The sequence below is a fragment of the Methylocaldum marinum genome (genome assembly GCF_003584645.1).
GTDB lineage: Bacteria > Pseudomonadota > Gammaproteobacteria > Methylococcales > Methylococcaceae > Methylocaldum > Methylocaldum marinum.
The window spans coordinates 2,782,333-2,806,880 of the sequence record NZ_AP017928.1; the positions used below are offsets into that span (position 1 = coordinate 2,782,333).

A 24,548-nucleotide genomic window follows, 5' to 3' on the forward strand; every position below is an offset into this window, starting at 1 on the left:
GGAGTAAACGTCATGTCTGCGACAGCGAAAACCCTCGATAAACTCATCAAGAAGGACTATACGCCCGGTTTCGTCACCGATCTGGAGGCGGACACCCTGCCGCCCGGCCTCAACGAGGACGTGATACGCGCCATCTCGGCCAGGAAGAACGAACCGGAGTTCATGCTCGAATGGCGGCTGGAAGCCTTTCGCCACTGGCTTAAGATGAAGGAACCGAAGTGGGCTTTCGTCCACTATGGTCCCATCGATTATCAGGCCGTGAGCTACTATTCGGCGCCGAAGACTCAGGAACAGCCGAAGAGCTTGGACGAGGTGGATCCGAAACTGCTGGAAACCTACAACAAGCTCGGCATCCCACTTTACGAGCAGGAACGGCTGGCCGGCGTCGCCATCGACGCCGTGTTCGACAGCGTATCGGTAGCGACCACCTTCAAGGAGAAGCTGGCGTCGGCCGGAGTGATCTTCTGTTCCATGTCGGAAGCGATCCAGAATCATCCCGACCTGGTGCGCCAGTACCTCGGCAGCGTCGTACCACCCGGCGACAATTTCTTCGCGGCGCTCAATTCGGCGGTATTCTCGGACGGCTCCTTTGTCTACATCCCGAAAGGCGTGCGCTGCCCGATGGAACTGTCCACCTATTTCCGCATCAACGCCGCCAAGACGGGCCAGTTCGAACGCACCCTCATCATTGCCGAAGAAAGTTCTTACGTCAGCTATCTCGAAGGCTGCACCGCCCCGATGCGGGATGAGAACCAGCTCCACGCCGCGGTGGTGGAATTGGTGGCCCTCGACAACGCCGAGATCAAATATTCGACCGTGCAGAACTGGTATCCGGGCGATGAGGAAGGCCGGGGCGGCATCTACAACTTCGTCACCAAGCGGGGCGATTGCCGGGGCCGCAAATCCAAGATTTCCTGGACCCAGGTGGAAACGGGATCGGCCATCACCTGGAAATACCCGAGTTGCATCCTGCGCGGAGACGAGTCGGTCGGCGAATTCTACTCGGTGGCGGTGACCAATCATTGCCAGCAGGCGGATACCGGCACCAAGATGATCCACCTCGGCAAGGACACCAAGAGCACTATCATTTCCAAGGGAATTTCCGCCGGCCGCGCCCAGAACAGCTATCGCGGCCTGGTGAAAATCCTGAAATCGGCCGAGAACGCACGCAATTACACCCAGTGCGACTCGCTGCTGATCGGCGATCGCTGCGGCGCGCATACCTTCCCCTACATCGAGGTCAAGCAGCCCACGGCGCAGGTGGAACACGAAGCCACCACATCCAAGATCAGCGAGGACCAGCTGTTCTTCTGCATGCAGCGCGGCCTGTCCGCCGAGGATGCCGTCTCGATGATCGTGAACGGCTTCTGCAAGCAGGTGTTCAAGGAATTGCCCATGGAATTCGCCGTGGAAGCCCAGGCACTCTTGGGAATCAGTTTGGAAGGCAGCGTAGGCTAGTATCCCGGCCGGCCAATTCAACAGACAAATCTAGGTAAGTCAGTCATGCTCAAGATCGAGAATCTCCACGTCCGGGTCGACGACAAGCCCATCCTCAAGGGCATCACCCTGGACATCAAACCCGGCGAGGTTCACGCCATCATGGGACCAAACGGCTCCGGCAAAAGCACCTTGTCGCACGTGCTCGCCGGCCGCGCGGGTTATGAAATCACCGCAGGAACCGTGAGCTACCTTGGCCGGAATCTTCTGGAGATGAAACCCGAAGAGCGCGCCCGGGAAGGCGTTTTTCTCGCCTTTCAATATCCGGTGGAAATCGCCGGCGTCAGCAATATTTATCTCTTGAAAGCCGCCCTGAACGCCATCCGCAAACATCGGGGCCTGAGCGAAGTCGACGCGATGGATTTTCTGAAACTGGTCAAGGAGAAGATCAAGGCCGTGAACCTGGATGAACAATTCCTGTACCGCGGCGTCAACGAAGGCTTCTCCGGCGGGGAAAAGAAGCGCAACGAAATCCTCCAGATGGCGGTACTCGAACCGAGCCTGTGCATTCTCGACGAAACCGACTCCGGGCTCGACATCGACGCGCTCAGGCTAGTGGCGGAAGGCGTGAATTCCCTGCGTACGCCGAACCGCTCCTTCATCCTGGTCACCCATTACCAGCGCCTGCTCAACTACATCAAGCCGGACTATGTTCATGTGCTTGCGCACGGCCGAATCGCCAAATCGGGCGACGCCGGCCTGGCACTGGAACTGGAAAAGAAAGGCTACGGCTGGGTTGATCAACTGACATCCGCGGGTGCCTGATATGAGCGCTGCTCAGTACTACGTCGAACACTATCGGGCATTGGCCCTGCCCGACGAGCATCTACCGTGGCTGCGCCGGTTGCGGGAAGAGGCTCGAAGCCGCTTCTCCGTCGGCGGCTTTCCCTCGCCGCGCGAGGAAGAGTGGAAATACACCAATGTCGCTGCCCTGGAGAAGAAGCTGTTCGTGCCGACTGTGGGCGCGCCCGCAGGCGCGGCGGATACCAACGCTCTGGCGCGGCTCCGTCTGGAAGGTGCCTGGTCGCTGGTCTTCGTCGACGGCATTTATTCCGCCGAACATTCCGTGACTGCCGACCTTCCCGAGGGCGTAATCGCGACATCTCTTGCGAACGCGCTGGAACAGTATCCCGATCGGATCGAGGGCTTATTCAACCAAGCGGTTCCGGAAGAAGCTCACGGTTTCATCGCCTTCACTACCGCGTATTTCAGAGACGGCGCGTTCGTGCACATGCCGGCCGGCAAGGTTCTGGATAAGCCCTTGCAGGTGATCCATTTCTCGACACGCCCGGACGGACTGGCCGTGACCCGCAATCTCATCGCGCTGGAGCAGAATGCCGGAGCCGGCATCGTCGAAACGTATGCGGGCGCCGGAGACTCGAGCTATCTCACCGCCTCGGTCACCGAGATTTCAGTGGGCGAGAATTCCGGACTCCAGCATTACAAGCTCCAGAGCGAAACCGTCAAGGGCTATCACTTCGGCGGCATTTACGCGCGCGAGGCGCGCTCGGCCCGGTTCCGCCAGCATCATCTCGCTTTCGGGGGCCTTTTGGCTCGTACCGAGATTCACGCTCAATTGGGCCATGGGGCGGAGTGCGAACTGGACGGACTGTTCCTCGCGACCGGACGGCGGCATCTGGACACCCAGACCCTGATCCATCACCGGGCACCCTGCGGCACCAGCCGCGAAACCTACCGGGGCATCGCCGGGGATCGCGCGCGGGGCGTCTTTTCCGGGCGCATCGTTGTTCACCCGGAAGCTCAGAAAACCGATGCCGAAATGAGCAACCGCAACCTGCTCCTGTCGGAAGACGCCGAGATCGACAGCAAGCCGCAGCTGGAAATTCACGCGGACGACGTGAAATGCGCCCACGGCGTGACTGTCGGACAACTCGATCCGGAGGCCGTCTTTTATCTCGAATCGCGCGGCGTGGACGAACCGACGGCGCGCAATATGCTCACCTTCGCCTTTGCCAACGAGATGGTCGAAAAGATACGGCTGAGCAGTCTCAAGAAACTGGTTCAAGACGAACTGTTGTCTTTCCTGCCGCAATCCGATATCCGAAAGGATTGGCTATGAACAAGGTTTACGCTTCCCAAGCCGCCATGCCACAGAATCCAGCTCATTCCGCCCCGAGTGCGGCCGGCCTGAAAGCCCGGTCGAGCACGGCGGGTTATGACGTCACTCGCATTCGCGAGGACTTTCCGATTCTCCGCCAAACGGTGAACGGTAAACCGCTGGTCTATCTAGATAACGCCGCCACCACGCAGAAACCCAAGACGGTGATCGATTGCATCCGCCGGGTATACGAGAACGACTACTCCAATGTTCACCGCGGCGTGCATACCCTGAGCCAGCGCTCGACCGATCTTTTCGAAGCCGCGCGCGAGAACGTGCAAAAATTCCTGAACGCCAGGCATAGCCACGAAATCGTGTTCGTGCGGGGCACCACCGAGGCGATCAACCTCGTTGCCCAAAGCTTCGGCCGGAGCACTTTGAAAGAAGGCGACGAAATCCTCATCACCGCCATGGAGCATCACTCCAACATCGTGCCCTGGCAGATGCTATGCGAACAAACCGGCGCCAAATTGAAAGTGGCTCCGATCGACACAAAGGGCGAACTGGTGCCGGACGAGTTCGAAAAGCTCTTGTCGCCGCGCACCCGTCTGGTTTCGGTCTGCCACATGTCCAATGCCCTGGGAACGATCAATCCGGTCAAAGCCATCATCGAGTTGGCCCATAGCCGGGAAATTCCGGTGCTCCTGGACGGCGCGCAAGCGGCACCTCACATGGTGGTGGACGTCCAGGACCTGGACTGCGATTTCTACGCCCTGTCCGGCCACAAGCTGTACGGCCCGACCGGCATCGGCATTCTCTACGGGAAGGAGAAATGGCTCGAGGCGATGCCGCCTTATCAGGGCGGCGGCGACATGATTCGCCGCGTCACGTTCGACAAGACCGAGTACAACACCCTGCCCTTCAAGTTCGAAGCCGGCACGCCGAACATCGTGGATGCGATCGCCCTAGGCGCGGCGGTGGATTATCTCCAAGCCATCGGCCTGGACGCAATCGCCGAATACGAGGCCCGGTTGTTGCACTACGCCACGGAGCGGGCCCTCGAAATTCCCGAGTTGACACCGGTCGGCACGGCGGAACGGAAAGGCGCCATTCTTTCCTTCACATTGGAACGCATTCATCCCCACGATATCGGCACGATTCTGGACCACCTCGGCATCGCCATCCGCGCCGGGCACCATTGCGCCATGCCGGTGATGGACTTCTTCGGCCTGCCCGCGACCGCCCGCGCCTCCTTCGGGCTCTACAATACCTTCGAGGAAATCGATATCCTGGTGGACGGTATTCGAAAAGTCATCGAGGTGTTCGGCTAATGCTGGATCAGATCAGGGATCTCTATCAGGAAGTCGTGTTCGACCATAACCGCAATCCGCGCAACTTCCGGGTCATGGAAGACGCCAACCGCAAGATCGAGGGGTTCAACCCGCTGTGCGGCGACAAAATCACGCTTTACGTCAAGGTGAACGACGGCGTGATCGAGGACGTGAGCTTCCAGGGCTCCGGCTGCGCCATTTCGACGGCTTCGGCGTCGCTCATGACCGAAATCGTCAAGGGTCAGACCGAGGACGAGGCCCAGCATTTGTTCGACATCTTTCACCGCATCACCACGGGCAAGAACGACGAGGCCGTGAATCTCGAAGAAATCGGCAAGCTCGCGGTCCTGGCCGGCGTTCGCGCCTACCCGGCCCGGGTGAAATGCGCCACCTTGGCTTGGCACTCGCTGCAGGCGGCGCTCAAGAACGAAGCGGACACCGTCAGCACCGAATAAACCGGATAAAGAGAGCCGCTTCATGTCCGATTGGATCGACGTCACCCGCGAAGGCAGCCTGCAAAACGGCGAGCATGTGGTCGTGGATATCGATGGAACGGAGGTCGCCGTGTTCATGATCGACGGCGAGTATTATGCCGTCGAAGATGTCTGCACCCATGACGGTGCCGAAATCGCGAGCGGCCGGCTGGAAGGTTGCGAGATCGTTTGCCCTCGTCATGGCGCCCGCTTTTGCCTGAAAACCGGCAAAGTCCTAAAAGCCCCGGCCTATGAGGATCTCCCCTGCTTTCCTGTCCGGGTCGAGAACGGCATGATTCAGGTTCGGGACGAGCGCTGGAACTGATGCCGAGTCGAGCCGAGTGTTTCGGCTCGTTTTTCTTCGGGCTCATCTGTAGTACCATCCCGGTTTTTTCGCCGGACATCAAAGCTTTTTCACTATGCGCGAACTCAATCCGCTCTACAACCTCATCAAAGACTTGAAGAGCCGCCAGGCAGCTCTTAGGGGGTATCTTTGACTTCGATACCAAACGCGAGCGGCTGGACGAAGTTTTAAGAGAACTGGAGGACCCGAAGGTCTGGGAGGATCCCGAGAAAGCCCAAAACCTGGGACGCGAACGCACGCAACTGGAGTCGGTCGTCAACAACCTGATCAGAATTGAACAAGGTGTGAACGACACCGAGGAACTCCTCGAACTGGCGGCGGAAGAAAACGACGAAGCGACCGTCGACACTGTGGCTACCGATCTCGAGCGCTTCGAAAAGCTGGTAGCCGATCTCGAGTTTCGCCGCATGTTCGCCGGCGAAATGGACCCAAGCCACGCCTTTCTCGACATTCAGGCAGGGTCCGGCGGCACCGAAGCCCAGGACTGGGCGGAGATGCTGGAACGCATGTATCTTCGCTGGGGCGAACGCCGTGGATTCAAAACCGAGTTGATGGAAGAGTCGCCAGGCGACGTTGCGGGTATCAAGAGCGCAACCATCCGCTTCGAAGGCGAATACGCGTACGGCTGGCTCAGGACCGAAACCGGCGTGCACCGCCTGGTCAGAAAATCGCCCTTCGACTCCGGCAATCGCCGGCACACCTCGTTCGCCTCGGTATTCGTTTCACCCGAAGTGGACGACACGATTGATATCGAAATCAATCCGGCCGATCTGCGCACCGATGTATACCGGGCCAGCGGCGCCGGCGGACAGCACGTCAACCGAACCGAATCCGCCGTACGCATCACCCACGTCCCGAGCGGCATCGTGGTCCAGTGTCAAACCGAGCGGTCTCAGCACGCCAACCGCGACCGATGCATGAAACAGTTGCGGGCGAAGCTCTACGAAACGGAGATGCTGAAGCGTAACGCGGAAAAGCAAAAGCTGGAAGATTCCAAATCCGACATCGGCTGGGGTAGTCAGATCCGCTCGTACGTGCTGGACCAATCAAGGATCAAGGATTTGCGCACCGGGGTCGAAACCGGCAACCCGCAAGCCGTGTTGGACGGCGATCTGGACATGTTCATCGAAGCCAGCCTGAAAAGCGGCCTGTGAGGCTTAAAGACGGGCGGCGTTCGCTCGGCCCACGGTACAAACAGCCTGGTTTACTCCGCTCAATCGGGGCGTTCCCTGAAACATTCTCGTAACAAGAAACGGTATGACCGAACAACTCGACGAAAACAAACTCATCGCGCAACGGCGGGAAAAACTGGCGGAATTGCGTGGGAGCGGCATTGCCTTCCCCAACGATTTTCGGCGCAACACGCTGGTACAGGCACTTCATGACCAATACGGGGGCGAGGATGGCGCCACCCTGGAAACGCGCAACATCCGGGTGAAAGCCGCCGGGCGACTCATGGGCAAGCGACTGATGGGCAAAGCGAGTTTTGCCCATATTCAGGACATGTCCGGCCGCATGCAGATATTCCTGCAGAAAGATGCCCTGGCGGAAGGCGAATATGAAACCTTCAAGCACTGGGATATCGGCGATATCATCGGCGTCGAAGGGACGGTATTTCGAACCAAGACCGGCGAATTGTCCATTCGAGCCACGGATATCCGTCTACTCACCAAGTCATTGCGCCCCTTGCCGGAGAAATTTCACGGCCTAACGGACGAAGAAACCCGCCACCGGCAGCGTTATGTCGACCTCGTCATGAATGAAGATTCGCGGCGTGTCTTTAAGACGCGCAGCACCATCGTTCAGTTTATTCGGCAGTTTTTGCTCGAGCAGGACTTTCTCGAAGTGGAAACCCCAATGATGCAAGTGATTCCGGGCGGAGCTCGTGCTAGGCCTTTTGTTACCCATCACAACGCGCTCGACATGGATTTGTATCTCCGCATTGCTCCGGAGCTTTACCTGAAGCGCCTGGTCGTCGGCGGGTTCGAAAAGGTTTTCGAGATCAACCGCAGTTTCCGCAACGAAGGGTTGTCCACCAGGCACAATCCGGAGTTCACGATGCTGGAGTTCTATCAGGCTTATGCGGACTACCGCGACTTGATGGACTTGTCCGAGGAAATGCTGCGCGGCCTAGCCGTTAAGCTTTTCGGAAGCGCCACCGTCGTACACGAGAATCAAAGTTACGATTTAGCGCAGCCTTTCGAACGGCTGACCGTACTCGAATCGATTCTTCGCTACAATCCGGACCTGACGGCTGAGGATCTCGCCGATCGCGATCGAGCGGCCCGAGTTGCGGAGCGCCTGGGTTATCTCGTGACCTCGGGCGATGGCCTAGGCAAACTCCAGACCGAGATTTTCGAAAAAACCGTAGAGCATCGACTGATGGGTCCGGTATTCATCACGGAATATCCCACCGAAACATCGCCCCTTGCACGCCGCAACGATCAGAATCCGTTCGTGACCGATCGCTTCGAGCTATTCATCGGTGGACGGGAGATCGCCAATGGCTTTTCGGAGTTGAACGACCCGGAAGATCAGGCGGAGCGGTTCAAAAAGCAGGTTGCAGACAAGGATGCCGGGGATGAGGAAGCGATGCACTACGATGCGGACTATATCCGCGCCCTGGAATACGGGCTGCCGCCGACCGCGGGCGAGGGCATCGGCATAGACCGGTTAGTCATGTTCTTCACCGATTCACCCTCCATTCGCGACGTCATTCTCTTTCCACACATGCGGCGAGAAAGCTGAAAACCTTCGGTTTACCGGGACCGTTATTACGAGGCAGGGGCAAAGGCGCCGCCGCCCTGCCCTTCCCGCCATAACTTATTTTTTGCTTTTCTTTGCCGCTTCGATCAGGTTTCCACTCTGATCGACCAAGGGCACGCGATACTCGTGTAATAACGCTTCGATCTTCTTTGCGTTTCGTTCGATCAGAGCATTCAATTCTTCTTTTCGCTCCTTGTCGGGAAAGCGGACAGCCATGGAAATCGGAAAATCGAATTTGATCGATCCTTCCGACTTCATAGGTATCATCTCGAAAGGCCCCGGTTTTCCCTGGGTGACCAGATAGCCGGCGATCGGCCCCCACACGATGACCATATCGATTTTCCCTTCGGCAAAATCCTTTTCAAGGATTTGTGCGGTATTGACCGCCGCATCTCCCGACATGCTCTGGTACGGCAGCCCCCGATCAGCGAGCTGGTGGTTGAACAACCAGGTGGTTCCCGGCGCTCCGTCGAACATGGCGATGCGCAGCTTGTTCTTACGTTCGTCCGGGAGACGCTCGAGATCTTCGGGTGATTTAATGTCGTCCCAGCCGCTTTTCTTCCGGTATACCAAGGCATAAGTCGATCGGTAATAAGGCTTGGTGGTCGCGGCAAGCTCATATCCGGTGGGCACGCCCATTACCACGTCGCACTTGTATTCGTCGGAGTTCGGCAATTGCGCCTTCAACGTATTGCGGATAAAGCCGATCCGTTGCGGGAACCAGGTATATTCGACCTTTTTCCCCAGGTCCTTTGCAAACAGTTCGGCAATTTTGTTCTCAAAACCATGACCGTTCTTATCCGAGAAAGGTGGATTGTTCGGGTCTGCGCAAACCTTGAAAGCATCTTTTTCGGCTTGAGCTACGGAAAAAGGCATCAGCAATGACGCCAAAAGTACCACCGCCCGACGGGCATCGCACCTAACGGTCATGAAGGACTCCTCTATAACTTGAATAAACGTCTTTAAGACCAAGAGTAAACGTAAAAATTCGGCATTCAAAACCACTCTAAAAAGAACGCCCCGGCTGACGGATCAGCCGGGGCGCATTAAATAGCCTAATGAATTAGTTTATTTATTAGGCAAACCAAACACGGTAAACACGCCACCTAGCTTGGTGTAGTTGCTAAGGTTACGGTATGCGCCTACCGCACCCAAACCTTCGCTTTCGCCTTCGAGACCAGCGGCCATACCGATACCGGCCCAGCCACCGAGACCCGACATAACGCCGACATACTGCTTGCCTTTGTAGCTCCAGGTGTTGACGTTGCCGATGATGCCCGACGGGGTCTTGAACCTGTAGAGCTCGTCGCCGGTCTTGGCGTCAACCGCTTTCAAGTAGCCTTCCAAGGTGCCGTAGAACACGACATCGCCAGCGGTCGCAATCGCGCCGCTCCATACGGAGAACGGCTCGTCCTTCGACCATACGATCTTGCCGGTCGTCGGGTCCCAGGCGGTGAAAACGCCGAGGTTGTGCGAACCGTTCTTCTCGCCGGTCTTGGCATCAACGCCGGCCGGGAACATGGTCAGAGTCGCGCCGACATACGGCTGACCCGCGGTGTACTCGACTTCGAAAGGTTCGTAGTTCATGCACACATGGTTGCCCGGAATATAAACCAGATTGGTTCTGGGCGAGTACGCGATAGGCTGCTGGTCCTTGCTGCCCAGTGCAGCGGGACAAATACCGGTGGTATTGTTATCTTCGCCGCCCTTATGGGTGCTGTACTGGTCCACGACCTGCGGACGGCCGGTCTTCATATCGACGTGGCTCGCCCAGTTGACGGCCTTGTCGAATTTCTCGGCGACCAAGAGTTCGCCGGTTACACGGTCGAGCGTATAGCCGAATCCGTTACGATCGAAATGGACGATCAACTTGTCGTGCTCCTTGCCGTTCTTGTCGGTCATTTTCAGATCGACCAAGGGCACTTCGTTGATGCCGTCGTAGTCCCATTCGTCGTGCGGGGTCATCTGATAAACCCACTTTGCTACGCCGGTATCCGCATCGCGGGCCCAAAGGGTCATGGACCATTTGTTGTCGCCGGGACGCTGCGTCGGGTTCCAGGTGCCGGGGTTACCGGACCCGTAGTAGACTAGATTGAGTTTCGGATCGTAGCTGTACCAGCCCCAGGTGGTGCCACCACCCAGCTTCCACTGATCGCCTTCCCAGGTTTTCAGGCTGGAGTCTTTGCCGACCGGCGCCATTTTGCCGTCAGTCCAAGTCATGGTTTTTTCCGGATCGACCTTGATGTCGGAGTCCGGCCCCATGCTATAAGCTTTCCAGGCCAAGGTGCCGTCCTTGATATTATAGGCGGCGAGGAAACCGCGTACACCGAACTCGCCACCAGCGATACCGGTGATGACCTTGTCTTTTACCACGAGCGGCGCGTTGGTGCTGGTCATGCCGAGCTTGGGTTCGCCGTTTTTGGTCTTCCAAACGACTTTTCCGGTCTTGGCGTCCAAAGCCACCAGAGTGGCATCGCCCTGAGCCAGGAAGATTTTGCCGTCGCCGTAAGCGAGACCACGGTTTACTACGTCACAGCACATGACCGAGATAACCTGGTTGGGATCGACGTCCTTATCCGGAGAGTAGGAGTACTCCCAGATGACGGATTGAGTGCCCTGATCGAGTGCGTAAACCTTGTGCGGATAAGGGGTTTGAATGTAGATCACATCGTTCACGACGAGCGGGCCGCCTTCGTGACCGCGGAGCATGCCGGTGGAAAAAGTCCAGACGGGCTGAAGGTCCTTAACGTTCTTATTGTTGATCTGGTCCAGCGCGCTGTAACGCATGCCGTAGTAATCACCGCCCCAAGTGGCGAAATTTTTCGGATCTTTCGTCAGCGCTTCGACTTCGGTGTTGGCTTGGGAAATCCCCGGGGCTGCCAGCAACGATGCCACCGACGTTGCGATCAGCCAACTTTTCACGGGTTTTTTCATCTCTTTTCCTCCTCGTAATCTGTAAAACACAGAGTACGTTTTGTTAACGATAAGTTACCCTAAAAACGATAGGACGGATTTTGTTTTTGATAAGGAAACATTCCCTAAAGTAATCGGGTAAATTACCCGACAAGCCCGTCTAAGAGCGTAAGTTGAAGTATTTCTGGTAAAAAGTCAATAATGACAGTACTGCTGCGGGGCGCGGCTCAGCACGCGCGGAGGGCTTTTACACGGATGAAAAAAAAAGCCCTGGCGGCAGGTTCTGCCGTCAGGGCTCGGTTAACTGAAGCAGCCGATCAGTTGATTCGTTCCGACAGCTTTCCGCCCGGGGCGATTTTAACGGCACAGAATTTGAATTCCGGAATCTTGCCGTACGGATCCAAGGCTTCGTTAGTGATCAGATTGGCCGAGGCTTCGTTATAACAGAATGCCATGAACAGGCTGCCCGGCTGCAGTCCTGCGTCGATCCGCGCATAGGCCGAAATCTTGCCGCGCCTGGATTCGATGCTAATCAGTTCTCCAGGCTTGCCGCCCAAGGCTTCCAAATCGAGCGGGTGAATCGAGACTACCGGATCAGGCTCGATCGCATCCAGAACACTGGCATGACGGGTCATGCTGCCGGTGTGCCAGTGTTCGAGCTGGCGGCCGGTTATGAAAACAAACGGATACTCATCATCGGGCAACTCGTTTGCACGGCTGAATGCCGCAGGAACGAACAGGCCCCTGCCGCCCTTGCGTGGAAAGTCTTCCACGAAGATAACCGGTTCGCCGGGATCGCCCTCCTGCTCGCACGGGTAAATGACGGAGACTTCCCGCTCCAGCCGATCCCAGGTAATGCCGGCGATGCTGACCATGGCTTGGCGCATCTCGTCGAACACGTCCTTGGGACCCGAATAGCTCCACTCCAGCCCCATACGCCAAGCGATTTCCGGAATTATCCACCAGTCCTGTCGCGCGTCGCCCGGCGGGTCGATGGCCTGGCGTCCCAACTGGACACGGCGATCGGTATTGGTGAAAGTTCCGGTCTTTTCCGGGAAAGCCGAGGCCGGCAGGATCACATCGGCGAACCCGGCGGTCTCGGTCAGGAAGATGTCCTGAACCACGCAGTGTTCCAGCATCGCCAAGGCTTCACGCGCGTGGTTCTGATTGGGATCGGACATGGCCGGGTTTTCTCCTTCCACGTACAGACCGGTCAGTTTGCCGTCGTGTATGGCGTGAATGATCTCGACCACGGTAAGTCCCGGCTTGGGATCGAGTTGGGTTTGCCATAGTTTCTCGAACTTCGTGCAAACTCCCGCATCGCCGACCGGCTGATAATCCGGATAAACCATGGGAATAAGCCCTACGTCGGAAGCGCCTTGCACATTGTTCTGACCGCGCAGCGGATGCAAACCGGTCCCCGGGCGACCGATTTGACCGGTCATTAGCGCCAGCGAAATCAGGCAACGGGCATTATCGGTACCGTGCACGTGCCGGGACACACCTATTCCCCAGAGAATCATCGCGGCTTTCGATGTGGCGTAAAGCCGGGCGACTTCCCTGATGGTTTCCGCCGGAATGCCGCAGACGGGTGCCATCCGGTCGGGATCGTAATCTTTCAGATGATCTCTCAGCTGCTCGAAGCCCTCGGTGTGCTTGCGGATGTATTCCTCGTTGCATAGGCCTTCCGCGACGATGGCATGCATGATCGCGTTAAGCAAGGCGACGTAAGTATCCGGACGGAACTGCAGCGAATAGGCCGCGAAGCGACAAATTTCCGTGCGGATCGGATCCATCACGATGAGCTTGGTGCCATTCCGGACCGCATTCTTGAACCAGGTCGCCGCGACCGGATGGTTGACGGTGGGATTGGACCCGATCACGATGACGACCTCGGCTTTCGCGACATCCTCCACCGGGTTCGATACCGCGCCGGAACCGATGCATTCCAGCAGAGCCGCGACCGACGATGCGTGGCACAAGCGAGTGCAATGGTCGACGTTATTGGTGCCGAAACCGGTACGCACCAGCTTCTGGAACAAGTACGCCTCTTCGTTGCTGCCTTTGGCGGAACCGAAGCCGGCCAACGCCCGCGGGCCTTTCTCGTCACGGATCTTGCGAAGCCCCGAAGCCGCAAAATCAAGCGCTTCTTCCCAAGTCGCTTCCCGGAAGACCTGATCGATATCCTGAGGATCGAGCAGCTCGGTGGTCTTCGCCGCACCTTCCTTGCGGATCAGGGGCTTGGTCAGGCGCAAGGGATTATGGACGTAATCGAAGCCGAAACGGCCCTTGACGCAGAGACGGCTGTGATTGGTATCGCCGTCGCGCCCTCCGACGTAAAGAATCTTGTTGTCCCTGACATTAAAGGTCAGCAGACAACCGACACCGCAGTACGGACAAGTAGAGTCGACCTTCTTTTCAGGTTCGACCAAGCCGACACTATTGGACGGCATCAGCGCACCGGTCGGACAGGCCTGTACGCACTCGCCGCAGGCCACGCAAGTGCTTTCGCCCATCGGGTCATCCTGATCGAAAACGATCTTGGCATGATGACCTCGAAAGGCGTAGCCGATGACATCGTTCATCTGCTCCTCGCGGCAGGCCCGTACGCAACGGGTACACTGAATGCAGGCATCGAGATTCGCGGCGATGGCGGGATGGGAAAAGTTGGGGGCCGGCTGTCCTCGCCCGGGGAAGCGCGGATTCCAGACTTCCAGCTTGCCCGCCCAGTAATCCAGCTCTGAATGGGGGTTATACGGCGATTTGCCCTGCTCCGGCATATCGGAGAGCAGTAGCTCCAGCACCAGTTTTTGAGAAGTTCGAGCTCTTTCGCTGGTACTCGATACGTCCATCCCTTCCTGCGGATAACGGCAACAGGACGGCGCCAGAACGCGTTCGCCCTTGATGATCTCCACCACGCAAGCACGGCAATTGCCGTCCGGCCGATAGCCGTCCTTATAGCACAGGTGCGGGATCTCCTTGCCCTGCCGCTTGGCCGCCTGGAGGATCGTCTCACCCTCGAAAGCCTGAACGTCTTCGCCGTCGAGCTTGAATCCGACGGTCTTCGCTGTTTTCAAATCTTCGGGATTGGCAACCATATCTCGTTCCTAAAGGGTTCAGCTCGCTTACTTTTCAAGCTCTTGGGGGAAATACTTGAACACGCACTGCAAAGGATTCGGCGCCGCCTGGCCGAGCCCGCAAATGGACGCGTCGGTCATAACCTTGGCGATGTCATCCAGCAAAAGCTTGTCCCACCGATCCTTTTCCATGAGCTTGGCCGCTTTGCCGGTACCCACTCGGCAGGGCGTACATTGACCACAGGATTCTTCCTCGAAAAACCTCATGGCATTGAGCGCCATCGCCTTGGCGCTGTCCTGATTGGAGAGGATGATGACGGCGGCGGAGCCGATGAAGCAACCGTATGGGTTCAGGGTGTCGAAATCGAGCGGAATATCGCCCATGGACGCCGGCAGAATTCCGCCGGAAGCACCGCCCGGGAAATAGCCGTAGAACTCGTGTCCCGGCAGCATGCCGCCACAGAACACGAGCCGTACCTGTCCGTGCTGCGGCCATGTGTCTGCCGACAACCGGCAGACGCAAGCCCGATTTGCGTGTGTGGAATGTGGCTTCGAGGAAAACGCCGATGTGGTCGGCGCGATCAATGTGCTAAGGGCGGGACACGCCCGGTTCGCCTGTGAAGTGAGCGATGCAGTAGGATCGCCAGCAGCAGGAACCCACCGAAGCGACTCAGGGGCGGCTCAATGCCGCCCCTGAGCGCCGTAGGAATCTCCGGCCTTCAGGCCGGGGAGGATGTCAATTTCTTAAAAGCAACCGGTGCAGTGGCCATACGGTGCATACCTTTAATATTGCTTCGGAAATAGCCACTCTCGGGACGGGCGCCCGCAATGTCGGCAAAAACAACGCTTTCTCGCGCGCAGTCGAATCGCTGAACGCGACTGTAGCGGATGGGTCTATCGATTTCAAATCGATATTCATGAATTTTCCATTGTTTTTCATGATGTTACGCATATTCCTGCAAAATCATGTATGAACGGGTCGGCCATCAAATTGTCTTGACTCCCGCGGGTTTGGGCCTGCTCGAATATGCCGAGCGCATGGAACGCGACTACCGCGAGGTAAAGGACTACATTCGCCGGCTGCAGCAGGTAAACGCCGGCACCTTGCGCGTCGGTTCGACGATGACCATCGCCAGCTATTACCTGCCTCAGTACGTGGTGAGGCTCCAAACCGACTATCCGGGCGTTCACGTGTATATGACAACCGGGGATACTCAGGAAATCGTGCAGAATCTTCCGGCACTGGATTTGGCGTTCATCGAAGGCCCGGTCGCAACCGAACAGTTGCCCGCGCCATTTCGCATGTTGCCGTGGAAAGAGGACGAAATCGTGCTCATCGTTCCTCAGGATCATGAAATCGCGGAACTTTATCCGGAAGCAGTGCCTCTCGACGTGTTCGCCCGCTATCAAATCATCTGGCGCGAGCCGGGCTCCGGGGCGAGGCAAGTGGTCGAAACCGCATTGGCCGAGGCGCACATCACGGCGCCGGTCAACATAGAGGTCATGGGTGTCGCCAGCGTCAAAGAATCGGTTCGGGCCGGTCTCGGAATCGGCTTTGCATCCATTCAAGCCATGCGTCATGAGAATAGCAGCCTGGTTTCACGGCGAATCAACCCGCCGGATGGGCTCCGCTGGCAGTTGAACATCATTGCCCCCGAAGCGAAAATGCGGTCGCGAGGCAGCCGAGCTCTGCTCGATTTATTGATCGCCAACGAAAAAACTCAAGACCTAAATGAAAGTTCCTGTTTGCGCGCTCTTTCTGTCGATAATTGCACTTGTGAACCCAGCCCGAGCAGATACTCCCCGACTTTCCATCGAGCAAGTCGCACCCGGCATTTACGTTCACCAGGGCACGCACGAACTACCGGATCGGCACAATCGCGGCGAGATCGCCAACATCGGCTTCATCGTCGGGCAGCGTTGTGTCGCGGTAATCGACACCGGCGGCAGCCCGGAGCAAGGCTATGCGCTGAAAACCGTCATCGAATCCACCACCGCGGTTCCGATTTGCTACGTCATCAATACGCATGTGCATCCGGACCACATCTACGGCAACATTGCCTTCAAACAGCCCAGCGTCAGCTTCATCGGCCATCACAAACTTGCCGAAGCCATGGCCATGCGCGCGCCCTTCTATCAGGAAATGGCCGAACGGGATCTCGGCTTCCGCTTAAAAAGCGAAAATTTCGTGCTGCCGGACCACTCGGTTCGGGATACGCTGGTTCTGGATCTCGGTGGCAGAACGCTGCTTTTGAGAGCTCACCGAACAGCCCACACCGATAGTGACCTCAGCATTTACGACGCTCAAACCAAGACCCTCTGGCTGTCCGATCTCTTGTTCATGGGACATTTGCCCGTGATCGACGGAAGCCTCAATGGCTGGCTGGCGACGATCGAGCAGCTGAAAACGATTGATGCGAAACTGGCGATACCGGGGCACGGTCCGATCGCGGCCGACTGGCCCGAAGCATTGGCCCCTGAGGAACGCTACCTAAAGAACTTGCAGTCGGAGATCAGAGCGTTTATCAAAGATGGCAGAACCATGGAAGAAGCCATGGCGAATGTCGGACTGTCCGCCCACGATGACTGGCAACTCTTCGACGAGTTCCACAAGCGGAATGTTTCCACAGCGTTCGCCGAACTGGAGTGGGAAGACGATTGAGCATGCAAACACATATCCCGGGGAGTACACTTCAATGAAATCTTCAACAACATTTAGAAAACAATGCTGGCTGGCCTTGGGCTGCTTACTGGCACTGTGCGGATCCGCGCTGGCAGCCGGTGAACCAGAAACGGCCTGGAACGGCGGACTCAGGCAGAATTTTTTCGGCGAACGGCCGATAGAAGAAGGCAGCCAGATCGTCGAACTGGCCGCCCCCTACCGCGCTGAAGATCCCGCACTGGTACCGATCCAGATCAACAGCAAGATTCCTCAGACCCAAGAACGGTATATCAAGACCGTGACGCTGATTATCGACAACAACCCGGTGCCGTTCTCCGGCACTTTCCATTTCACGCCGGATAGCGGAAGAGCCGACCTGGCCATGCGAGTACGCGTCAACGCCTATACCCACGTTCGAGCCATCGCCGAGACCAATGACGGCAAACTCTATATGAACAAAGCCTTCGTCAAGGCCAGCGGCGGCTGCTCGGCACCGATAGGTACGGACCTGGAGGCCGCCATGGCACGAATGGGGAAGATGAAATTCAAGCTGGACAGTCAGAAAGTGGCGTTGCAACAGCCTAATTTGGCGCAACTGCTCATCAGCCACCCGAACATCACCGGCCTGCAAATGGATCAGCTGACCCGGATGATCAAACCGGCCCACTTTGTGGAAGAAGTCAAAGTCAGCTTCAACGATAAACCGGTTCTCACGGCTAAAACCGACATCGCCATCAGCGCGGACCCAAACTTTCGGTTTTATTTCGTGCCCGAGACGGCGGGAGAATTGAAAGCGGAAATTCGAGACAATAAAGGAAATCAGTTTTCGGCCAGTCAAACGGTCACACCCTGAGCGGTCCGCACGCGGCTCGAAACACGTAAAGCGGCCGATGAGCGCCGGCCGCTTTACGCGCGAATCGGATTGCGCTCGGCGAGCAACACGACCATGCTGCGCTCCTCGATCCGGGTGGAGGAATTTCCGCTGAATGGTAGACCTTGACCCGGCGGGCAAATGTCGAAAGGCGGCTCTGCGCCGGTATCGATCACCTTAAGCCAAACCGAATCGTGCGGCGGCTCCGGTATTACAAAGCTCGTCGCATACGTCAAAGGATTACAGAGCAGGCAGAGGTCTTGACCCCCATCTTTTTCCGCATAGATCCGGCATCCCACTGCGCTCTCCGAATGCCAGTCGGGCACGTGTCCGGACGGATTGAACCAGCTTACGTCTTCTGGCCGGTAGAACCGCTCCGACGATAGGGTCGGATGACGTGCGCGAAATGCGATCATATTCCGCACGAATTCGAAAATTTCCCGATTTTTCTCCAAAAACGTCCAGTCGTACCAGGAAATCTCGTTATCCTGGCAATAAGCGTTATTGTTACCCAGCTGCGTGCGGCAGAATTCGTCGCCTCCCAAAATCATCGGCACTCCGCGGGAAAGGAACAACGTAGCCATGAAATTCTTCATCTGCCTGAGCCGGATTCGAACGATGGCCGGATCCTCGGTAGGACCTTCCACGCCGTAATTGGCGCTATGGTTATCGTTCGAACCGTCCCGGTTGTCTTCGCCGTTGGCCAGATTGTGCTTGTATTCATAGCTGACCAGGTCGTTCAACGTGAACCCATCGTGGCAAGTCACGAAGTTAATGCTGTTAACCGTCGCCTTACCGCTGTGCTCGTACAGATCGGCACTGCCGCACAAGCGGCTGGCGAACACTCCGGCCATGCCCATGTCACCGCGCCAGTAACGCCGCACATCGTCGCGATATTGACCATTCCACTCCGACCAGCGCTCGCCCGGGAAACGCCCTACCAGATAGGCGCCGCCGGCATCCCAGGCCTCTGCGATCAGCTTTACATCCCGCAGGATCGGGTCCTCGGCGATTTGCTCCAGAAGCGGCGCGTTGGCCACCAAATGGCCGTTGCGGTCCCGCCCCAAAATGGAGGCCAAATCGAAGCGGAAGCCGTCGACATGCATTTCCACGACCCAGTATCTAAGGCAATCGAGAATGTAGTTACGAACCACCGGATGGTTGCAATTCATCGTATTGCCGCAGCCGGAGAAATTTTTGTAGCGGCTTTTGTCCTCTTCCAACAGGTAATAAATACTGTTATCCAAACCACGGAAGTTGAGCGTCGGCCCGGTTTCATCGCCTTCCGCCGTATGGTTGAAGACTACGTCGAGCAACACTTCGATTCCGGCCTTGTGCAAGGCCTTGACCATCGTCTTGAACTCGTCGACCTGACATCCGGGATAGAGACGGCTGCCGTACCCTTCGAACGGCGCGAAAAAAGCCATGGTGTTGTAGCCCCAATAATTGCGGAGCCTTTCGCCGCTCATGGGATTGACCGCGGTAATCTCGTTCGGATTGAACTCCTGAAGCGGCATCAACTCGATGGCAGTGATTCCGAGTTGCCTAAAGTAGGGAATTTTTTCTATAACGCCGAGATAACTCCCGCGCGACCGGACACCCGCCGATGGATGCACCGTCAAACCGCGCACATGCGTCTCGTAAATGACGAGGCTGGACCAGGGGTGATGAAGCGGTCGATCATTCTCCCAATCAAAACTGTTGCCGGTAACAAGATTTTTCACCACCACCGGATTTTCATGCTCCGGACCCTTCGGAGCCGACGACACGGAACGGGATGAAAATCCGGCAAAATTCCATTGCAGCGGCGTAGCCAGTGCCGTTGCATAAGGATCGAGCAATATCTTGCTCGGATCGAAACGATGTCCCTGCTCGGGGGCAAAAGGTCCATCGACACGAAAAGCGTAAACCAGATTCTTTCCCGCTCCCAGCACGCAAATGTGCCACATGTCGCCGGTCTTGTGATGCTCGGAATCGAGCTCGATGACCTGAAACGGCTTGGTGGCCTGCACGTCTTCGAACAGGAGCAGAGACACCTGGGTAGCGTGCCGACTGAACAGGGAGAAATTCACCCCGCCCTTGTGCAAATAGACTCCATGCGGGATGGGGGATCCCGCCGAATAGGAATAACGGGGCTTCATAGAAGAACCAACTGTGCTCGTATTACTGACGGATTTCATAAAACACGGCCCGGCATCCGAAGGACGCAGTTGCGCCAGCACCTACTACCGTGCCGGTACAACGGTCTCGCCGATCACGGAGCCTCCCTACTCATATCTAGCTTATGAATCAGCCGCAAACAATTCGCCATATCTTCACCCGATCTTACCATTCTGATCGCGGAACGAAAAACCCGCCGACTTTCACATATGGACAACCCTATACACGGACTAGGCGATAACGTTGGGTGATGCGGCCGGACCCGAAAAACATCTCAGCCTGAAAATCGGCGATCTGATCCTGTCGCTGCCAATCCCACCATCAACTCCGCCGAAAAAATCATCGACGCATCCCTGGTTGACATCACTTGTAAATCAAGACTAAAGTATCGCCTCGATACCATAGGTCGAGATCGGGCGCTCCCGTGGCCTCGCCTTACGCCGAAAGGTATCAGTACGGACCTCGAATTTAGGGTTTCCAAAGGTTTCTCCGTATTTTTCAACGCAGAAGCCGCGCAGCTAAAATTTCGTGCTGAAGTCCGGAATTTTTTTATGCTGGCTAACTCTAACTCGGGGTCAGGGATCTTACGTACACAACTCTGGCATTTATTAGTAAGTAAAAACAAGCAACGGAGGTAAATATGGCTGCTACAACAGCAGGTGGTATAGAAGCAAAAGAGCAACCTTTACTTAACGTAAAGTGGTTGAGTTTTGCGTTCGTACTGTATCTGGTATTTTACATGTGGGTACGGTGGTACGAAGGCAAGTTCGGCTGGTCTGCCGGTCTGGACTCGTTCGCACCGGAATTCGAGACGTACTGGATGAACTTCCTGTACATTGAAATCGTCATGGAAGTGGTTGTCGCCTCGATTCTGTGGGGCTATCTGTGGAAGACCCGTGACCGCAACATGGCGGCCCTGACTCCGCGGGAAGAACTGCGCCGGAACATGACCCACCTGATCTGGCTGTTTGCCTATGCATGGGCCATTTACTGGGGTGCAAGCTTCTTTACCGAGCAGGACGGCACCTGGCACCAGACGATTGTGCGCGACACTGACTTCACGCCGTCGCACATCATCGAGTTCTACCTGAGCTATCCGATCTACATCATCACGGGTGGTGGCGCGTTCCTGTATGCGCATACCCGCCTGCCGTACTTCCAGACGACGACGAAAGGCCTATCGCTGGCGTACCTGATTTTGTGGACCGGTCCGTTCATGATTCTGCCGAACGTTGGCCTGAACGAATGGGGTCACACCTTCTGGTTCATGGAAGAGTTGTTCGTAGCGCCCTTGCACTACGGATTCGTGATCTTCGGCTGGTTGGCGCTGGCGATCATGGGTGTATTGCTGCAGGTATTTGCGAGCGTCTCGAACCTGATCGGCAAGGACCTGTGCCCGGATGTGCAACCGCTGGAACGCTAACGGTGTTTTAGCTTAGGCTTACTAAGCACTGTTTGCAGCTACGGCCACTGTCCGGGAACTACGGTTCCCGGGCAGTGGCTTTTTAATGCACCGAAGAACCAGCATTGATTACTAATCTTCGACAATTTATTTGCCTATATTAAATCTGCTTGTTACGATCTCTACGAGCACGCATTCAGTAGGCGTTTTGCGGACATTCACCTTTCCGCCACTCTACCGATCGATGCCGCATGGTACACTTGCCCCCGCTTGCTGGATGCCGTCCATGACCAAATTTCAGAATACACTCAAGCGTTTACTTCGAGTCGCCATCGGCGGACGGTGGGGTATATTTGCTTGGAGCCTATCCGGAGCAAGCGCACTCGCCGTTGTTCTTTGGGGACTTAAGACGGTCGCGATCCCTTTACTAATGGTCAAAACGGCATCGTGGGGTATCTGGGGACTCGGCGTTATCCGCGAATCCAAGGCGCGGACGCCCTGAGACCCTAGCCGCAACCGTCCTGGAACCGCATCGGCGTCTGTGGACCTCACGCGTTTAACTTCACTCTCGGAATTTTGAAGCGAAAACGCGGTGATCGGCGTTTTCGCGCTAAAATCCCCCGCTGGACTCTCGGAAATTATCACGCAGAGTCGCACATTCAGAACACTTCACCTGTTATCTTCGCAAGCGCGCGACGAACATGACTCCCGATCTTTTTTCCTATCGAAAATACTGGGCGAAGCGCTTCGGCATCGCGCCGCAACTGCCCATCAACCGTGTCGACATGGATGCCTTGGGCTGGGACTCGTGCGACATCATTATTGTGACGGGCGATGCCTATGTAGATCACCCCAGCTTCGGCATGGCCATTATCGGCCGGTTATTGGAAGCCCAAGGCTTTCGGGTCGGCATTATCGCGCAGCCCGATTGGACATCCGCCGACGATTTCCGAAAACTCGGCAGGCCCAACCTCTTCTTCGGGGTTACGGGCGGCAACATGGACTCCATGGTCAATCGCTACACGTCCGACCGCAAAATTCGGTCGAACGACGCTTACACGCCCGACGGCGCGGCCGACAGACGTCCCGACCGTTGCCTCACGGTTTACGCTCAACGCTGCCGGGAAGCCTTCAAGGATGTGCCGATTGTTCTAGGCGGGATCGAAGCGAGCCTCCGCCGGATTGCTCATTACGATTATTGGTCGGATACCGTTCGCCGCTCGGCTCTGCTCGACGCCAAGGGCGACCTTCTCGTTTACGGGAACGGCGAACGCCAGGTTGTGGAGATCGCCCACAGGCTCTCAGCGGGAGAAACCGTCAACCAATTGACCGATGTTCGGGGTACTGCATTCGTCCGCAGACAAACGCCTGCCGGATGGACCGAGCTGGACTCGACATCGGTCGATTCGCCCGGAACGCACGCTCCCATGCCAAACCCCTATGACGAAGAGCCGTCAGGCTGTGCGAAGGAATCCGCCGGCGAAAAACCGGAAGCGGTCATCCGCCTGAGAAGACGCCGAACACCGCTCGACCAAACCGTTATCCGCCTGCCGGCATATGAAGCGGTAAAAGCCGATCCCGTACTCTACGCCCACGCTTCGCGCATCCTGCATCAGGAAACCAATCCGGGCAACGCCAGAGCCCTGGTGCAACGTCACGGCGACCGCGACGTCTGGATCAACCCGCCGCCGATTCCGCTCAGCACCAAGGAGATGGATGCCGTCTACGGACTCCCCTACTCGCGCCTCCCTCACAAGTCTTACGGATCCAGCAGGATTCCAGCGTTCGAGATGATCCAGCACTCCGTCACCATCATGCGCGGGTGCTTCGGCGGCTGTACCTTCTGCTCGATCACTGAACACGAAGGACGCATCATCCAAAGCCGATCGGAAAATTCGATCATCTACGAAATCGAAACCATTCGCGACACGTCACCGGCCTTCACCGGCATCATTTCCGACATCGGCGGGCCAACCGCGAACATGTACCGGCTCGCCTGCAAAGACAAAGCGATCGAAGCCTCCTGCCGCCGGCCGTCGTGCGTGTATCCGGGCATTTGCAAAAATCTCAATACAGACCACACCGCGCTAATCCAGCTCTACCGCCGCGCCCGCGCACTGCCCGGCATCAAGAAGATCCTGATCGCCTCGGGATTGCGGTACGATCTCGCCGTGATGTCGCCGGAATACGTCAGGGAACTCGCCACCCATCACGTCGGCGGTTACTTGAAGATCGCTCCGGAACACACCGAACCAGGTCCCTTATCCAAGATGCTGAAACCGGGCATAGGCACTTACGACCGGTTCAAGGCCTTGTTCGACAAATTCTCGAAAGAGGCCGGAAAAGAGCAATACCTGATCCCATACTTCATTGCGGCCCACCCGGGGACCAGCGACGAAGACATGCTGAACCTCGCCCTTTGGCTCAAGCGCAATGGATTTCGGGCCGATCAGGTTCAGGCCTTCCTCCCCTCCCCCATGGCCACCGCAACCGCCATGTATCACTCCGGAAAGAACCCGCTGCACCGCGTAACGCGCACCAGCGAAACCGTGTTCATTCCGAAGAAGCTCAAACAAAGACGTCTGCACAAGGCTTTCCTCCGTTACCACGACCCCAACAACTGGCCGATGTTGCGGGACGCGCTGAAGCGGATGGGGCGCGCCGATCTGATCGGAAACGGCAAGCATCATCTGGTACCGGCATGGCAACCCGAGGGTACCGGACAACAACACGAAGGCACACGCGTCGCTCGCAAGGCGCTGCCGTTCCGCACCCAACACACCACCGGCCTGCCGGCGATCAGGACAAGTTCGCCGCGCAAATCGAGACGGACTGGACGATGACGCCCATCCGTCGATCTTGACGCTTGTGGAAAAAGAGTGCGGTTTTTTCTTAAGATTTCAATCTTCAGCTGAATATAGTCTCGTACTCCTTGATCCGCCCGAGAACAACTCTCAAAAAAGAGCAAAACCA

Annotated in this window: 19 protein-coding genes and 1 pseudogene; 15 read left to right on the plus strand and 5 right to left on the minus strand. The window is 56.9% G+C overall.

The genetic code is table 11. The features are described from left to right. Positions 1 to 12 precede the first annotated feature (12 nt). From sufB to lysS, 8 genes are all read left to right on the plus strand, one after another. Entirely contained in the window at positions 13 to 1,458 is a 1,446-nt protein-coding gene (sufB, locus tag sS8_RS12150; RefSeq protein WP_119629862.1) for a Fe-S cluster assembly protein SufB, read from the plus strand. Positions 1,459 to 1,503: 45 nt separating this feature from the next. Then, a complete protein-coding gene (gene sufC / locus sS8_RS12155; RefSeq protein ID WP_119629863.1) occupies positions 1,504 to 2,262 on the plus strand; it encodes a Fe-S cluster assembly ATPase SufC in 759 nt (252 codons plus the stop codon). 1 nt (position 2,263) lies between these two features. Next, a complete protein-coding gene (sufD, locus tag sS8_RS12160; protein WP_119629864.1) occupies positions 2,264 to 3,577 on the plus strand; it encodes a Fe-S cluster assembly protein SufD in 1,314 nt (437 codons plus the stop codon). Then, a complete protein-coding gene (locus sS8_RS12165) occupies positions 3,574 to 4,887 on the plus strand; it encodes an aminotransferase class V-fold PLP-dependent enzyme (protein ID WP_232020616.1) in 1,314 nt (437 codons plus the stop codon). Before sufD ends, sS8_RS12165 begins: the two co-directional genes overlap by 4 nt. Continuing rightward, positions 4,887 to 5,342 (plus strand): Fe-S cluster assembly sulfur transfer protein SufU, encoded by a 456-nt coding sequence (gene sufU, locus sS8_RS12170; RefSeq protein WP_119629865.1) that lies wholly within the window; start codon positions 4,887 to 4,889, stop codon positions 5,340 to 5,342. The genes sS8_RS12165 and sufU overlap by 1 nt, the downstream gene beginning before the upstream one ends. Positions 5,343 to 5,364: 22 nt before the next feature. Continuing rightward, entirely contained in the window at positions 5,365 to 5,685 is a 321-nt protein-coding gene (locus sS8_RS12175) for a non-heme iron oxygenase ferredoxin subunit (RefSeq protein WP_119629866.1), read from the plus strand. Positions 5,686 to 5,779: 94 nt separating this feature from the next. Next, positions 5,780 to 6,878, plus strand: a protein-coding gene (gene prfB, locus sS8_RS12180) for a peptide chain release factor 2 (RefSeq protein WP_119629867.1) whose coding sequence is annotated in 2 segments (ribosomal slippage) — positions 5,780 to 5,854 and positions 5,856 to 6,878 — 1,098 coding nt in all. Because the reading frame shifts where the segments join, the coding sequence is not laid out codon by codon here. A 103-nt stretch (positions 6,879 to 6,981) separates the two neighbouring features. Further along, positions 6,982 to 8,472, plus strand: coding sequence for a lysine--tRNA ligase (gene lysS / locus sS8_RS12185; protein WP_119629868.1), 1,491 nt, complete (start codon positions 6,982 to 6,984; stop codon positions 8,470 to 8,472). A 75-nt stretch (positions 8,473 to 8,547) separates the two neighbouring features. On the opposite strand, the gene sS8_RS12190 is transcribed toward lysS, so the two are convergent. From sS8_RS12190 to sS8_RS12205, 4 genes are all read right to left on the minus strand, one after another. After that, the gene (locus sS8_RS12190; protein WP_232020617.1) at positions 8,548 to 9,489 is read right to left on the minus strand and encodes a substrate-binding domain-containing protein; all 942 of its coding nucleotides are present in this window, start codon (positions 9,487 to 9,489) and stop codon (positions 8,548 to 8,550) included. A 69-nt stretch (positions 9,490 to 9,558) separates the two neighbouring features. Beyond that, positions 9,559 to 11,424 carry a methanol/ethanol family PQQ-dependent dehydrogenase gene (locus sS8_RS12195; RefSeq protein ID WP_119629870.1) on the minus strand — a complete coding sequence of 622 codons (1,866 nt, stop codon included), beginning with the start codon at positions 11,422 to 11,424 and terminating at the stop codon, positions 9,559 to 9,561. Between the two features lie 296 nt (positions 11,425 to 11,720). Next, on the minus strand, positions 11,721 to 14,501 hold the full coding sequence (fdhF, locus tag sS8_RS12200; RefSeq protein WP_119629871.1) for a formate dehydrogenase subunit alpha: 2,781 nt from the start codon (positions 14,499 to 14,501) through the stop codon (positions 11,721 to 11,723). A 27-nt stretch (positions 14,502 to 14,528) separates the two neighbouring features. After that, complete coding sequence (locus tag sS8_RS12205; RefSeq protein WP_232020618.1) at positions 14,529 to 14,990, minus strand: NADH-ubiquinone oxidoreductase-F iron-sulfur binding region domain-containing protein; 462 nt, start codon at positions 14,988 to 14,990, stop codon at positions 14,529 to 14,531. Between sS8_RS12205 and sS8_RS29930 the strand changes: the two genes are divergently transcribed. The 4 genes and pseudogenes from sS8_RS29930 (at position 14,932) to sS8_RS12225 (ending at position 17,995) form a co-directional block, all read left to right on the plus strand. Then, positions 14,932 to 15,177 carry a zinc ribbon domain-containing protein gene (locus sS8_RS29930; RefSeq protein WP_197716746.1) on the plus strand — a complete coding sequence of 82 codons (246 nt, stop codon included), beginning with the start codon at positions 14,932 to 14,934 and terminating at the stop codon, positions 15,175 to 15,177. The genes sS8_RS12205 and sS8_RS29930 overlap by 59 nt on opposite strands. A gap of 341 nt (positions 15,178 to 15,518) precedes the next feature. Further along, a pseudogene (locus sS8_RS12215) lies at positions 15,519 to 16,175 on the plus strand (LysR substrate-binding domain-containing protein); the annotation flags it as partial. A gap of 82 nt (positions 16,176 to 16,257) precedes the next feature. Next, complete coding sequence (locus tag sS8_RS12220) at positions 16,258 to 17,142, plus strand: quinoprotein relay system zinc metallohydrolase 2 (RefSeq protein ID WP_232020619.1); 885 nt, start codon at positions 16,258 to 16,260, stop codon at positions 17,140 to 17,142. After that, on the plus strand, positions 17,099 to 17,995 hold the full coding sequence (locus sS8_RS12225; protein WP_232020620.1) for a quinoprotein dehydrogenase-associated SoxYZ-like carrier: 897 nt from the start codon (positions 17,099 to 17,101) through the stop codon (positions 17,993 to 17,995). The genes sS8_RS12220 and sS8_RS12225 overlap by 44 nt, the downstream gene beginning before the upstream one ends. Positions 17,996 to 18,048: 53 nt before the next feature. On the opposite strand, the gene glgX is transcribed toward sS8_RS12225, so the two are convergent. Next, on the minus strand, positions 18,049 to 20,154 hold the full coding sequence (gene glgX, locus sS8_RS12230; protein ID WP_232020621.1) for a glycogen debranching protein GlgX: 2,106 nt from the start codon (positions 20,152 to 20,154) through the stop codon (positions 18,049 to 18,051). Between the two features lie 659 nt (positions 20,155 to 20,813). On the opposite strand from glgX, the gene amoC reads away from it, so the two are divergent. The 3 genes from amoC (at position 20,814) to sS8_RS12240 (ending at position 24,418) form a co-directional block, all read left to right on the plus strand. Continuing rightward, on the plus strand, positions 20,814 to 21,596 hold the full coding sequence (gene amoC, locus sS8_RS12235; protein WP_119629875.1) for a bacterial ammonia monooxygenase, subunit AmoC: 783 nt from the start codon (positions 20,814 to 20,816) through the stop codon (positions 21,594 to 21,596). A 265-nt stretch (positions 21,597 to 21,861) separates the two neighbouring features. Further along, entirely contained in the window at positions 21,862 to 22,077 is a 216-nt protein-coding gene (locus tag sS8_RS27670; RefSeq protein ID WP_145986515.1) for a hypothetical protein, read from the plus strand. Between the two features lie 199 nt (positions 22,078 to 22,276). Continuing rightward, positions 22,277 to 24,418: a YgiQ family radical SAM protein gene (locus sS8_RS12240; RefSeq protein ID WP_119629876.1), complete on the plus strand. Its 2,142-nt coding sequence runs from the start codon at positions 22,277 to 22,279 to the stop codon at positions 24,416 to 24,418. The last annotated feature ends 130 nt before the right edge of the window (positions 24,419 to 24,548 follow it).

What these genes read in the sequence shown, in the direction of transcription:
- sufB (WP_119629862.1), top strand. Translation starts at nt 13, where the DNA reads ATGTCTGCGACAGCGAAAACCCTCGATAAACTCATCAAGAAGGACTAT.
- sufC (WP_119629863.1), top strand. Translation starts at nt 1,504, where the DNA reads ATGCTCAAGATCGAGAATCTCCACGTCCGGGTCGACGACAAGCCCATC.
- sufD (WP_119629864.1), top strand. Translation starts at nt 2,264, where the DNA reads ATGAGCGCTGCTCAGTACTACGTCGAACACTATCGGGCATTGGCCCTG.
- sS8_RS12165 (WP_232020616.1), top strand. Translation starts at nt 3,574, where the DNA reads ATGAACAAGGTTTACGCTTCCCAAGCCGCCATGCCACAGAATCCAGCT.
- sufU (WP_119629865.1), top strand. Translation starts at nt 4,887, where the DNA reads ATGCTGGATCAGATCAGGGATCTCTATCAGGAAGTCGTGTTCGACCAT.
- sS8_RS12175 (WP_119629866.1), top strand. Translation starts at nt 5,365, where the DNA reads ATGTCCGATTGGATCGACGTCACCCGCGAAGGCAGCCTGCAAAACGGC.
- lysS (WP_119629868.1), top strand. Translation starts at nt 6,982, where the DNA reads ATGACCGAACAACTCGACGAAAACAAACTCATCGCGCAACGGCGGGAA.
- sS8_RS12195 (WP_119629870.1), bottom strand. Translation starts at nt 11,424, where the DNA reads ATGAAAAAACCCGTGAAAAGTTGGCTGATCGCAACGTCGGTGGCATCG.
- fdhF (WP_119629871.1), bottom strand. Translation starts at nt 14,501, where the DNA reads ATGGTTGCCAATCCCGAAGATTTGAAAACAGCGAAGACCGTCGGATTC.
- sS8_RS29930 (WP_197716746.1), top strand. Translation starts at nt 14,932, where the DNA reads ATGCCGCCACAGAACACGAGCCGTACCTGTCCGTGCTGCGGCCATGTG.
- sS8_RS12225 (WP_232020620.1), top strand. Translation starts at nt 17,099, where the DNA reads ATGTTTCCACAGCGTTCGCCGAACTGGAGTGGGAAGACGATTGAGCAT.
- glgX (WP_232020621.1), bottom strand. Translation starts at nt 20,154, where the DNA reads ATGAAGCCCCGTTATTCCTATTCGGCGGGATCCCCCATCCCGCATGGA.
- amoC (WP_119629875.1), top strand. Translation starts at nt 20,814, where the DNA reads ATGGCTGCTACAACAGCAGGTGGTATAGAAGCAAAAGAGCAACCTTTA.
- sS8_RS27670 (WP_145986515.1), top strand. Translation starts at nt 21,862, where the DNA reads ATGACCAAATTTCAGAATACACTCAAGCGTTTACTTCGAGTCGCCATC.
- sS8_RS12240 (WP_119629876.1), top strand. Translation starts at nt 22,277, where the DNA reads ATGACTCCCGATCTTTTTTCCTATCGAAAATACTGGGCGAAGCGCTTC.